Here is a 13,321-nt window from a genome sequence, read left to right on the forward strand (position 1 = left end):
CTTCAATCTTAGGTTTACCTTTTACTTAACCTTAATTAATAAATATCATTATATAGTATAAACTGTTTCAAGACGATAGGGATTTTTAAGTTTATTCTATGCTCCGTGGTTGAGTAATCATGAGGTAAAATAATACCGGTATGCCTAATAATGCTAAGATAATACTAGCTGGAATTTCAAAGGGGCTTAATAATGTACTCCCTAACCAATCTGACATTACCATTACTATACCACCAATCAACATATTTAGTACCATTTGTTGTCCAAGATCGAAATGTTGACCCTGACGACGTACAAGTTGAGGAATGATCATGCCTATAAAGCCAATTATTCCCACATATGCAACAATAACTGCGGTAATCAATGATGCAATCAATAACACGCCATATGTTAAAAGTTGTACATTTAAACCTAGAGATGTGCCTTTCAAATAGCCTAGCTGTAATATCTTAATTTTTGATATTACACTACATAAAATAATGATACCAATTAATAACGTAATGCCTATATAGATTACCTCGTTATACTCTGCAGATGAAAAACCGCCAAACATATAATTCACAATATTATTCATCTTCTGTTGATTAAAAATAATCAATACATAAAGAAATGCGTTAAACAACGCACCTATCATAATTCCAGATAAGATGAGCGTTCTTATCGGATAACCTTTAGACATAGCAGTAGTGAGTGAAATCACTGTGATTAATGTTATAACACTAAAAATGACAGAAAAGACCGGTAACCATAAAAATGATAACCCTAATACGACCGCTATACCAGACCCAAAAGTTGCCCCACTTGCTAAGCCCAATGTAAAACTATCAGCTAAAGGATTATTTAATAATGTTTGAAACATATGACCTGCTAATGTTAAACCTATCCCAGCTAATAATGCTTGTAGTGTTCTAGGCACTCTAACTTGAAATAAAATGGATTGTGACAATGTTTCGTTAATATTTCCGATATTCCAAAGCATGCTTAGCAACATACTGATAGTGAGTATGACGATACAAATAATGAGTGCTTTATTATATTTCATGTCTTTGCCACGCTTTCAATAAAATCGTTCAGAAATTATGAATTAGAAAAATAATTATCGTTCATTACTAAAATGGTATATATTTTTAAGATAAAAGTAAATATTGCATTACAAATTATTCATAAAAAAACGTCAATTCTATATAATTTCTATAGTAATTGACGTTGAATTGTTAGCCAAAAATATTTAGAACTTAGGCTAATCTATCTCTGTATTTTAACGTATTATTGTTCATAAATAGCTTCTTTCAATTTTTTCAACCCATCATCGATACGGGGACCTGGTCTTGATATTTCATCACCATTAACAGCTTTAACTTTATTATGCTGTACAGCTTTAATTTGACTAAAACCACCGCGTTTGCGAATCATTTTTTGATATTCAGACGATGAAATGCCCATTGTCGATATCATCAAATCTGGATTTTGCTTAATAATATCTTCTTTACTGACTTTTTGCCAACCGTTTAAATTAGAAAAACTATTTTCTGCTTTTAATTGTGTCAACATATCATCAAAAAATGTTTGTTTTCCTGCAGTGTATATTTCAGGTTCAGATGAAATTTCCATGAAAACTTTTTGCCCTTTTGCATCATCGGGCACTGAATTTTTTACACGTTCGATATTTTGTTTTGTTTCTTTAACAAGTTTTTTAGATGCTTTTTCTTTATGCGTAACCTTACCAATTTGCATAAATGATTCATACATTTCATCAATAGATTGTGCATCTTTGACATAAACCACTTTCACACCGTTATCTTTTAATCCTTTAAGTACTTTATCATTCGTCGCTTTTTGAGATTCATGTGCCAAGATTAAATCTGGTTTGGCTTTCATCAATGATTCCTTATTAAGTTTCATCGCATCAAATTGTTTTTTATCTTTCACTTCTTTAGGATAATCATCTACGGTTGAAACACCTATCACATCATCACCCAAACCGAGTTCATATAATATTTCAGTATTACTTGGCATTAGAGAAATAATACGTTTATAAGTGTGACCTTCAGATTGACTATCATGCTTCTGGTCTGACTTAGTGCCACAAGCACTTAAGATTACTATAAAAACAAGCAACAGACATAACAATTTAGTTCTTTTTTTCATACCTTAATCTCCTAATAGTTGTTTTATTCTATATTACCAAACTCTTATCTCAATCGTTAAGTCTATTTTATGAAATTTATTTTTCAAAATAAGTATCTAAAAATGTATATTTCTTTTCATTTTTCCCATTAAAGTAATTTTTTCCAAAGTTATCTAATAATGCATGAAATTCGTTAGCATCTGTATTCGTAAAAGTTTCAGGCAGTTGAATATGCTGTTTCAATTTTTCATAACTTTCTGTATTTGCATAACCTAATTTTTTATAAATCCTTCTAGTATAACTATCTGGAATAAAAGCGACTTCTTCAAAAATATATACTAATAAAACATCTGCCGTTTCACTACCAATACCCTTAACCTCTAATAAAGCATTACGCAACTGATGTTGATAATATGATCTTACAGCTTGATAATCAAAATCAAAACATTCCAGCCAAGCAAGTATATTCAAAATCGTTCGAGCTTTATTTTTATAAAACCCACTAGATTTTATAATCGTTTGTAAAGATTCTAACTTCAAATTTAAAATCTGCTCAGGATCAAATTCAGTCTTCACTTTTAATTGTTCGAGCGCATAAGCTGCATTTCTCCAATTGGTATTTTGTACTAAAATCGCCCCTAATATCACTTCGATTTTCGACTCAGCAGGCCACCAATGTTGCGAACCCATATGTGAAAATAATATTTTATATAACGACTGAGTATCTAACATGTAAGCACTACCCTCCCATTGGTCACAATGAAATAACAAATATCAAAAAAGAGCAAGTAAGATTTGGTGATAGTACTGATGAAATCACATCAAACTATGATTAACAAACCTAAACTTGCTCTTAAATAAACGTTTACTTTAATTAAATAATGATTACATCGACTCTGGCGCTGTTACGCCAACAAGGTTCAATGCATTATGTAGCGTAATTCTCACTGCATCAATTAATGCAATTAACGCTTTTGTTTTTTCTAAATCATCTGTTAAGACTTTTTCATCGTTGTAAAATTTATGGAAATGCGCCGCCAAATCTTGAATATAGTTTGTCATTCTATGTGGTGCTCTGTGTGCTGCAGCATTTTCAATCGTTGATTCAAATTCTGCAATTTTTTTCATGAGTTCAATCGCTTTGCCGTTTGTGATAAACGAATAATCTGCATCAGTTGAAGGTTCAACACCTTTTTCTTTAGCTTGTTTTAATATTGAACAAATACGTGCGTGTGCATATTGCGCATAATATACCGGATTATCTTGCGATTCTTGTTTTGCTAATTCCATGTCAAAATCAAAATGGGTATCAGGACTACGCATCGTTAAGAAATAACGCGCAGCATCCACGCCTACTTCATCCATGATTTCACGTAAAGTAATTGCATTTCCGGTACGTTTACTCATTTTTACTTCTTGGCCATCTTGCATTAAACGGACCATTTGCATAATTTGAATTTCAAGGCGTTCACTATCAACACCAAATGTTGCCATCGATGCTTTCAAACGCTGTATATAACCATGATGATCTGCACCAAATAAGTTTATTAATATATCATTACCACGTTCAATTTTATCAAAATGGTAAGCAATATCTGGTAAAAAGTAAGTATAATTGCCATCTTTTTTAATTAATACGCGGTCTTTATCGTCTGAGAAATCAGTGGTACGTAACCATGTTGCACCGTCTTCTTCATAAGTATAACCAAGTTCAGTCATTTTATTAAGTACTTGTTTGATTTCACCTGATTCATAAAGTGTTGTTTCGCTAAACCAACTATCATAGTGTGTATTAAAATCATCTAAGTCTTTTCTTAGTTTTTGCATTTCGTAATCAACACCAAGTTGTCTAAATGTTTTAATACGTTCTTCTTCGTCTAAATCTTTTATCTCAGGTTGTTTCTCTGCCAAATCTTTACCAATATTAATGATGTCTTTTCCATGATAACCACCCTCTGGCATTTCAAAAGAATTATCACCAAGCGCTTCAAAATAACGCGCCTCTATTGAACGTGCTAAATTAGTAATTTGATTACCCGCATCATTAATATAATATTCTCTTGTTACATTATAACCAGCTGCTTCTAATATATTAGCCAACGTGTCGCCAACTGCCGCATTACGCGCATGGCCTATATGTAAATCCCCCGTAGGATTAGCAGATACATATTCTAATAAAATGTTTTCACCATTTTTTTCTGCTTTATGGCCAAATTGATTGCCTTTATTTATTGCTTCAGTAATAATCGCAGTCAAATAAGCACTATCTAAATAAAAATTGATAAAACCAGGCCCTGCAATATCAACTTTTTCAACTTGTGCAGCCGTTGTATCCAAATTATCAACAATTGCTGTTGCGATTTCGCGTGGATTACGTTTCGCTATTTTTGTTAAAACCATTGCTATATTTGTTGAATAATCACCATTTTTATTATCTTTTGGTATTTCAATTTTAATTTCAGGCATTTCGTTCATATCAGCAAGTTGTGCTTGTTGAATACTTTTCTTAATTTCTTCAACTAACGTTTGCTTGACTTGTTCGATTATGTTCATTTACGGCATCTCCTTGTAAGTAATTTCATATTGATAAGACCCCATCTTCTCTTCATCTTGAATTAAATCATAATGCACTTTCAATTTTCCACCGTTATCATTTACAAAATGTAAAATAGAATGTGTATAAACGGTAAGCGGTATGCGCCCGCCACTAATTTCATACAAAGTAATCGTATCCTCGCCCTCTACAAAATGAAGGTTTAACTTAATGTCACCATTGCGGATAATCTTTACTCCTGAAGTTTCAATTTTTACCGTCACGTTAACTGTTGCTCCGTCTATCTCTTCTTGATAACGAATAAAATCAGCTTTACGCTTTTGCCAAGATCCTGTAGTAGACAATGAGAATTTTTCTTTGTTATCGAATTGCTTAACAACTTGTTTCGTTTGGATTTCAACATTGTTTTCCAATGTAAGTTTCACCCTAATCTTTAAAATAATACAAACCATTATAGCATACTTGAAATATGCAAAACAGTTGCTAAAATTAATTTAAATACATTATCTATATTTTTATAGTTAATATTACAACACATTCACTTTATTCTAAAATCACACATAATAAAAGAGTAGAAAACAAAATCAAAATTTCAATTTGATTTCGTATTTCTACTCTTTTCAATTCACACAAATATCAAACTGTGTATTATAAGACCATTAAAACACCTTAAATCCACTTCATATCGTATAATCATTAAAAACTAAATGTTGTTACTCCGTCTCCAAAGATTCGCGTAATGAAGCGTCAGAGTTATTCCACATATCTATATCATGTGATTTAAGAAACGCTGCTAATATTTTTTTATTGTGGTCGCCAATTTGGTCAATTTCAATATAATGTTTCATTGATTTATCCATCATATTCACATGTTCTGGCATGCTTTTGTAACCTCTGCGAATACTTCTATTTACTAATAAATAGCAAGCTGTCAATCCAGCATAAAACGGTCCATTTTCGCCACGTTCTGTCGTAACCCAACACAACCAATATTCTTTTGCTTCTTCACCTTCAACGGTCGCTTTATCTTTAATCCATTTGACACCTTTTTCAACACTGGAACGTGCATGCATACCTGCAATATCAATAAATGCCTCTTCATTTGCAACATCGATAAACACAGGAGCTACGTTATCTAAACTTATAGAGCCAATATTGGTACCTTTGTGCCCATCCAGTGGATCATTTTTAATAATATTAAATTTAAATCCATTATTTTCAGCCATCAGTGTCCACCTCCATATTAAAACAAGTAGTTATGTAATCGTTATTTTCTCATCATACATAAGTTGTCTATATTAAAATTTTGCCATATTTAACAATACGATAAAAGTAATCAATTTTTAATTGTTTAATTCAATTCATCTAATATACTATTAATAGCATTTCTAACTTGGTCATCTTCTATATCAGAAATAAATTCTTTTGGATAATATAATTTATAATCTTGTCTATTAATGCCTGTAATACTATGAATAACTAAGGATTGACTACTGATTTCTCTTATTTTACCATTACGTCTCAACAAATGAATCGGCTGTCTGTCTGATCCTGGACGATCATAATCATAAGGCAAGTCTGAAAATGATTCGCTTACAAAGTAATAATTCGGATCTATACCTGCTTGTATAAACAAATCGGTTAATTCTGTAATTGTAATGATAGAACCATCAAATGGCATATATTTAAACAAATCACGATTAATAAATCTGCGTGACAAATCACTCAATATAGCATCATCTTCATTAATCCATGCTTTTAAGTAATAAACTACAACCGCTTCATCTAAATCTACATATTGTTCAATCGTCATAGACTCTTCAAAGAAAGGAGTAAAATCAGCAGGATATTTTTTAAATGTGTAGCCTTCATTATAAAGTTGCTTTGCTCGTTTCAAACAATTGTTAAGCAACACTTCTCCACCCCGACTAACTGGATGGAAGTATACTTGCCAATACATTTGATAACGGCTCATAATGAAGTTTTCTACTGCATGCATACCACTTTCTTTAATAAGCACTTCATCTTTTGAAGGTCTCATTAATCTCAAAATACGTTCCATGTCAAATTGTCCATAACTAACACCTGTAAAATAAGCATCACGTTGCAAATAATCCATTCTATCAGCATCTATTTGTGAAGAAATCATAGATATGACCAATTTATTTTCATGTGTTTTATTAATAACATCAGCTACTTGTTGCGGGAAATCTTCAGAAACACGTCGTAATACACTGTTTACTTCTGTCGGACCAGTAATGATTTTTTGCGTAAATTGCTCATGATCTGTATTAAAAATCTTCTCAAAGCTATGTGAAAATGGTCCATGACCTAAATCGTGTAATAATGCAGCACATAATGCAAGTGGACGATCATCATTATTCCATGCTTCACGACCGTCAAATGAATCATCAATTAATCTTCGAACAATCTCATATACACCTAAAGAATGTCCGAATCTACTGTGTTCAGCGGTATGAAATGATAAGTATAATGTACCCAATTGCTTTATACGTCGTAAACGCTGAAATTCCTTCGTTTTAATCAAGTCCCAAATCACTTGGTCTCTTACATGAATATACCTATGAATGGGGTCTTTAAATACTTTTTCTTCAGGTAACTTTTGTGTAGCATAAGTTGTAAAAGTCAATGTCGTCCTCCTATTCATACCTTGTTAATGTGCAATTATTTTAAAGTTTTTCGCATCAATGCCAAATCCATTTCTTCCCCATACATCACATGCATATATGAACGCACACGTTCAAACCCTTTTTGTTCATAAAAAGATACAGCTTCATCATTCTTATTATCAACTTCTAAAAATACTTCATTATATTCATCTTGGAAATACGCCAAGCCTTCTTTCAGTAAATCAGAACCATACCCATGATGTTGCCATGAGGGTCTTACATAATGGGCTGATAAGAATAATTCAGTGCCATATATAAAATTAGCGAAACCAATAATCTGATCATCTTCTTCAATGACTAAGAATAATTGTTCTTCTAATCTTTTAAGTAAATGTTGTTCATTATATGAAGCAGCTAATAATTCATTTACAGTTTTAGCTGCATAGATATTTAAATAAGTATTATACCAAGCTTTTGTTGCTACATCTCTGATGCCTACAACATCCTCTGGCGCTGCTTTTCTAACTTTGTGCATGTTGGTTCCCCCTATTTATAGTAGGTAATAATACTCTTATTATAACATAATTTTAGTGTTCCAAATACTTAATCTATTCAAATGAAAATAGCTTGGACAATAGATAACAATTGCCCAAACTATCTCTAAACATTATTTAATGTATCTTGCCATTCTTGTGCGCGGTTTAATGCGTATGAGTCTTTATCAATATCTCCTGGTTTTTCAGCAGTTCCAATTATATAACCAGATAGCGTAGCACCTAAAAATTCTAAGCTATATTTCATTTGGGTGATACATGGTTTGGCTTTTACTTTTGGAAAATCTCCACCGACAATAATGAGTCGAAAATCTTTCTCAGCCATTTTCGCTTTGAAATCTTTATAATTAAGATCCATTAAAGTTTCAGACCAATGATCAATGAAAGCTTTCAAAGAAGCAGACAAACTATACCAATAAACAGGTGATGCAAAGATAATTGTATCACTGGCTAACACTTGGTCTATAATTTTTTTATAATCATCTTCATAAGCATCTATTGTTGTCCCATCATGCCTTACATCTCTCACTGGATTCAATTGATACTGTGTTAAGTCAAACCATTTGTAGTCGTGTCCTGATAAAGCCATTTTAGTCAATCGAGCAGTATTCCCTTCCGGACGACTGCCCCCGAACAAAACTGTAATCATAATAATCTCCTTTTAATCCTTTTCATATATTAAAATATTTCATTAGAGACATCTTAATAATCTTACACAAAAGTTCATAAATATAACATGCGCTTACAATATTATATTATAGCATTAAATGATTTGCAGGAAAATTTATAAATTTATATATTTCAATTTAAATTTTAAAACTTTATAAAATGGGAGTAGGATAGCAATCTAATTTTCTTAAAAAGATTTCGTCATCCCACTCCCGACAAGGATGACTAGAATTGAAAACGTATAAAGGCATTACCTGAGCTAGCTCATGCATAAGTCCCACTAAACCAATAAATTGTGAAGTGGGACTAAAATTTTCAATTAAGTCATCTACTGACAATTTGAAACAGTCTGGACATCATTGATTCGTCCTAGACACATTGTATTATTTTCTAGGAAATAATTCGTTTATTTTTTCAATTTCTTCTTTAGTTAAATTAACCTCTAACGTCGTTAAATTATCCACGACTTGATGTGGTTGTTTTGCACCAGGTATCACGACATCCAAAGAAGGCTGGGTTAAATAGAATGCAAGTACAATATGTGCAACATCTACATTATGATTATCTGCAATATCTCTTAACTCATCAATTTTCGCTAAATTTTCTTTGAATTTTTCCCCTTGAAATTCTGGATTCTTAGCACGAATATCATCAAATTGTGTATTTTCAGTATACTTACCGGCTAAAAGACCTGATACTAAAGGAAAATATGGAATAAATGTAATTTGATTTTCTTTTGTATATTCAAACACATCTTCATTTTCACGATTTAGCAAATTATATTCCATTTGTACAACATCAACATAGCCATCTTTATTCGCTTCTTTTAGTTGATCTAATGTAAAGTTAGAAACGCCGATAGCTTTAATCTTGCCTTCATCTTTTAAATCTTTTAATGCGGCAACTGCTTGATCTTTAGGCGTAGTGTCGTCTGGAAAATGAATATAATACAAATCAATATAATCTACTTGAAGACGTTTTAAACTTTTTTCTACCTGATCTTTAAGAAATTCTGGGTCATTAGACATTTTCACATTACCATCTTCATCAAAATAATGTGCACCCTTTGTGGCAATAGCAAACTCGTCTCTAGCAAATTCTTTAACCGCTTCTCCAACCAATTCTTCAGAACGTTCTGGACCGTAGATATATGCTGTATCTAACAATGTAATACCATTTCTCACTGCAGTACGAACTGTTTCTTTACCTTTTTCTTCATCTAAATCATTATAAAAATTATGTCCACCAACAGCGTTTGTACCTAAAGCAATCGGTGATACTGTTACATTTGATTTTCCTAATTGAACTTTTTCCGTCAAAACAATCCAACTCCTTATATTTTAATTTTGAAATATTTATAGAATCTCTGGCTCAAAGTGTTTTTGTATACATTTGTTTGAAAGAGAGTAAAACCGTACAATCAACAAACGTATGAACTGCTGAATACTATAATATATCTCTACCCTTTTTCATTCAGTTTAATAACGTGGTTATCACATAGTATAAATGTACATAACCTAAATATTCAGATTCACTTCATAAGTCAGCGTGACGATTTATTGTGTTAACTAGTGACTCTAAATCATTTATCGTCTTGTAATTCAGTTATTTCAAATATCGCTAACATGACTCATTCTAAACATATATGATTTAACACGTCGTGGTGAAATAACTACATTAAGTTGTTGAATAACTTTTGAACCTCTACTCAAAATTTAGCATGTTTTCGATGAAACCTTGAAGTAAAATGCTTGAAAATTAAGTTGCAAAAATTTAAGCATTATTGAGATTGGACAGAAAGCTAATTTTATTAAAAAGATTTCATCGCTTCCCTAATAAGAATGATTACAATTGAAAAAAGCAGGATGCAATGTATGTACATCCTACTTTTGAATCATTGTTTATTTGATTGTTGTGATACATTTTTAAAGTGTCCATTTAATTAATGTAGACGCATATGACAATCCACCACCAAACCCAACTAATAACATGAGATCACCTTTTTTGAGTTGATGTGCTTGAACGGCTAAGTCAATCGATAACGGTATCGTTGCCGATGACGTATTACCATAATATTTAAGACTCATTAACGCCTTATCTTTTGATAGATTTGCCTTTTCACATATTGATTCTATCATTCTGGCATTGGCACTGTGTGGTGCAAACCAATCTATATCTTCTTTTTTATAATTCGTATCACGCATTGTATCATCAATAATATTTGGGACATTGCCGACAGCCCATTTATATACCCCACGGCCATTTTGTACAATATGGCCAGGATTTTGTAAATCTTCGCCAAACATTGTATGAGAAAGTTCCGAACAATATAAATGATGTCCTTTGTCGCCATCCGAGCCAGCACTACTAGATATAAAGCTCGTTTCATCTTCACTGTATTCTACTAAAAATACTCCTGCACCATCTCCAAACAATATACACGTATTGCGGTCTGTGTAATCTGTAATTCGTGATAATGTTTCTGCGCCAATGACTAACACTTTTTTATTTTGGCCAGAAGTAATTAGACCATTAGCGATATTCAAGCCATAGGCAAAACCTGCACAAGCTGCATTAATATCAATAGCCCCTGCATTTTTTAATCCTAATTTCGCTTGCACATAAGATGCGACACTAGGTGTTTTATAGTCTGGTGTCAACGTAGCATTGATGATCATATCAACATCATTTAATTCCACTTGATATTTCTCTTGTAAATCCAACACTGCTTTATAACTGATATCACTCGTATATTCATCTTCAGCTACGATTCTTCTTTCAACAATCCCAGTTCTTTGTTGGATCCATGCATCAGAAGTATCAACAATCTTCTCGAAATCCTGATTATCCATTATTTTCTCTGGTACATAAGCACCTTGCGCAGTAATTTTTGCAAATGAATTCATATCATAACTCCTTTTATCAATCTGTAACCTTGAAATTTCAAAATCCTATTTTAATCATACTCATCTTACAACGAATGATAACACAATCAATCCAACACCTATATAAACTATAATAACTTCCAAAGTAAAATTAATATAAATAACATTTTAAATAATCATTTATAATTTATCATATGAACTAAAAATATAATAATCTTTAATTGACTTTTCATAATTTTTGAATTATTATTCATTTCTGTTAGCGTTTACATTATTTAAAATAAAGGAGCAACAAAATGGAAAGTGATGATATCAAGCACTTGGTTGAATCTGGTCAACTATCTGTAGGCATTGAATTAGGCTCTACGCGGATAAAAACAATTGCTATCGCACCTAATTGTGAAACAATTGCAACAGGTTCTTTTGAATGGGAGAACAAATATGAAAATGGCTATTGGACTTATTCCATTAATGATGTATGGGTAGGCATCCAAAAAAGTTATTCTGAAATGTCACAATCAATTAAAGACAACTATCATACTCAACTTAAATCCTTAGCTTCTCTAGGCATTAGTGGTATGATGCATGGTTACTTAGCTTTTGATGACAACGATGATTTGTTAGTACCTTTCAGAACTTGGCGTAATAACAATGCGAACAAAGCTGCACAACAATTACGCGAAGATTTTAAAGTTAATATACCAGAACGTTGGAGCATCGCTCAGCTATTCCAATCAGCAATAGATGGCGAAGCGCATGTCAAACAAGTTAGTTATCTAACTACCCTTGCTGGATATGTTCATTGGTATTTAACAGATAAAAAGGTATTAGGTATAGGAGATGCATCTGGCATGTTCCCAATTGATAGCGAACGTAAGTATTTTCGCCAAGATTTATTAAAACGCTTTAATTCATTATTTCAAAAATTAGGTTATACACAAGACATTAGCGATATGTTACCAAATGTTATTGTAGCTGGACAAATTGCCGGTTATTTAACAGAAACAGGCGCTAAACTCATCGATCCAAATGGTGAATTGGAGTCAGGATGTCCAATGTGTGCACCAGAATCAGATGCTGCTACAGGCATGGTAGCAACCAATAGTGTAGCACCAAAAACAGGAAATATTTCAGCCGGAACTAGCATATTTTCAATGATTGTACTAGAAAAACCGATTGTCAATGTATATCCCGAAGTTGATATTGTAACAACACCTGATGGTTATGATGTTGCAATGATACATGCTAATAACTGTACATCTGATATCAATGCTTGGATTCATTTGTTTGAGGAAGTTTTTCAACCCATGAATGTAAAATATGATAAAAATGAACTTTTCACTAAGTTATTTGAAAGCGCTTTTAGCGGAGATGAAGACTTAGGGAAACTATTATCTTATGGCTATATTTCTGGAGAATTCATAACAGATGTCAATCAAGGTTATCCGATGTTTCTACGTCATGTTGATAGTGCATTTAATATTGAAAACTTTATGAAGACACATATTTTCAGTGCCTTTAGCACTTTGAAAATTGGCATAGATTTATTAAAAGAAAAAGAGAATATTCAAATTGATAGCATGTTAGGGCATGGGGTATTTTTAAAACAGACAAAATCGCACAATCCTTCTTAGCTGCAGCATTAGAATCGCCAGTAAGTGTTATGAAGACTGCTAGTGAAGGAGGCGCATGGGGTATCGCAATATTATCCCGTTATTTATTAGAAAACCAATATACAAATTTGGCCAATTACTTAAACGTTAAAGCTTTTGATAACACTGATCAAATCACTTTAAATCCCAAACCACAGGATATTGAAAGTTTTAGAAATTATATTCAAAGATTTAAAGCATTATTACCTCTCCAAAGACAGATAGATGAATATATTTAAACACGATTAA

At 32.2% G+C, this 13,321-nt stretch carries 11 protein-coding genes and 1 pseudogene; 1 reads left to right on the forward strand and 11 read right to left on the reverse strand.

Features of this window, described 5'->3' with window-relative positions; genetic code table 11:
- Positions 1 to 91: 91 nt before the first annotated feature.
- The 11 genes from KA926_RS02635 to KA926_RS02685 form a co-directional block, all read right to left on the reverse strand.
- Complete coding sequence (locus KA926_RS02635) at positions 92 to 1,042, reverse strand: FecCD family ABC transporter permease (protein ID WP_107383657.1); 951 nt, start codon at positions 1,040 to 1,042, stop codon at positions 92 to 94.
- A 224-nt stretch (positions 1,043 to 1,266) separates the two neighbouring features.
- Positions 1,267 to 2,148: an ABC transporter substrate-binding protein gene (locus tag KA926_RS02640; RefSeq protein ID WP_107383656.1), complete on the reverse strand. Its 882-nt coding sequence runs from the start codon at positions 2,146 to 2,148 to the stop codon at positions 1,267 to 1,269.
- Positions 2,149 to 2,224: 76 nt separating this feature from the next.
- The gene (locus tag KA926_RS02645) at positions 2,225 to 2,860 is read right to left on the reverse strand and encodes an endonuclease III domain-containing protein (protein ID WP_107383655.1); all 636 of its coding nucleotides are present in this window, start codon (positions 2,858 to 2,860) and stop codon (positions 2,225 to 2,227) included.
- A 153-nt stretch (positions 2,861 to 3,013) separates the two neighbouring features.
- Positions 3,014 to 4,681 carry an arginine--tRNA ligase gene (gene argS, locus KA926_RS02650; RefSeq protein ID WP_107383654.1) on the reverse strand — a complete coding sequence of 556 codons (1,668 nt, stop codon included), beginning with the start codon at positions 4,679 to 4,681 and terminating at the stop codon, positions 3,014 to 3,016.
- On the reverse strand, positions 4,682 to 5,095 hold the full coding sequence (locus KA926_RS02655) for a YwiB family protein (RefSeq protein WP_019468431.1): 414 nt from the start codon (positions 5,093 to 5,095) through the stop codon (positions 4,682 to 4,684).
- A gap of 300 nt (positions 5,096 to 5,395) precedes the next feature.
- Positions 5,396 to 5,908 (reverse strand): YwhD family protein, encoded by a 513-nt coding sequence (locus tag KA926_RS02660; protein WP_107383653.1) that lies wholly within the window; start codon positions 5,906 to 5,908, stop codon positions 5,396 to 5,398.
- 125 nt (positions 5,909 to 6,033) lie between these two features.
- Positions 6,034 to 7,350 carry an HD domain-containing protein gene (locus KA926_RS02665; RefSeq protein ID WP_210143562.1) on the reverse strand — a complete coding sequence of 439 codons (1,317 nt, stop codon included), beginning with the start codon at positions 7,348 to 7,350 and terminating at the stop codon, positions 6,034 to 6,036.
- A gap of 17 nt (positions 7,351 to 7,367) precedes the next feature.
- Positions 7,368 to 7,847: a GNAT family N-acetyltransferase gene (locus KA926_RS02670; protein WP_107383651.1), complete on the reverse strand. Its 480-nt coding sequence runs from the start codon at positions 7,845 to 7,847 to the stop codon at positions 7,368 to 7,370.
- 125 nt (positions 7,848 to 7,972) lie between these two features.
- Positions 7,973 to 8,515, reverse strand: a complete 543-nt coding sequence (locus tag KA926_RS02675; RefSeq protein WP_192959399.1) for a flavodoxin family protein — start codon at positions 8,513 to 8,515, stop codon at positions 7,973 to 7,975.
- 403 nt (positions 8,516 to 8,918) lie between these two features.
- A complete protein-coding gene (locus KA926_RS02680) occupies positions 8,919 to 9,854 on the reverse strand; it encodes an aldo/keto reductase (RefSeq protein WP_107383649.1) in 936 nt (311 codons plus the stop codon).
- Between the two features lie 606 nt (positions 9,855 to 10,460).
- Positions 10,461 to 11,441 (reverse strand): ketoacyl-ACP synthase III, encoded by a 981-nt coding sequence (locus KA926_RS02685; RefSeq protein WP_107383648.1) that lies wholly within the window; start codon positions 11,439 to 11,441, stop codon positions 10,461 to 10,463.
- A gap of 275 nt (positions 11,442 to 11,716) precedes the next feature.
- Here KA926_RS02685 and KA926_RS02690 point away from each other — a divergent pair.
- Positions 11,717 to 13,311 (forward strand): annotated as a pseudogene (locus tag KA926_RS02690) (xylulokinase).
- Positions 13,312 to 13,321: the final 10 nt, after the last annotated feature.

The sequence above is a fragment of the Staphylococcus sp. GDY8P94P genome (assembly GCF_017892255.1).
Lineage (GTDB): Bacteria > Bacillota > Bacilli > Staphylococcales > Staphylococcaceae > Staphylococcus > Staphylococcus cohnii.